At 40.8% G+C, this 260-nt stretch carries 1 protein-coding gene; it reads left to right on the forward strand.

Annotation, left to right across the window (positions count from 1 at the left end):
- Positions 1-260: hypothetical protein (locus G7034_RS11775; protein ID WP_166401158.1), on the forward strand; the 260-nt coding region annotated here is incomplete at both ends.

Below are 260 nucleotides of genomic sequence, written 5' to 3' on the forward strand. Positions count from 1 at the left end.
AGTGATTTGTGCTTCACCAAGTGACGCTCAACAAGCCGACAACGAAATAGGCGAATTCGATTTAACGCAGAAAGATGAGGAAATCAATCCAAATGAGGGAGATGGAAATAGCCAAGTAGTGTATTACGCATCAGAAGAAGATTTTGAAGCAGGAATTCCGATTACTAATCCTGAGAATTTCTTTACTTCAGAATCACCACAAACCATTTACGCCGAGGTTGTAAACACAGACAATGAATGTCCATCCTCAACGCAAGTCA

Origin of the sequence: Psychroflexus maritimus (assembly GCF_011089875.1) — a bacterium.
GTDB classification, from domain to species: domain Bacteria; phylum Bacteroidota; class Bacteroidia; order Flavobacteriales; family Flavobacteriaceae; genus Psychroflexus; species Psychroflexus maritimus.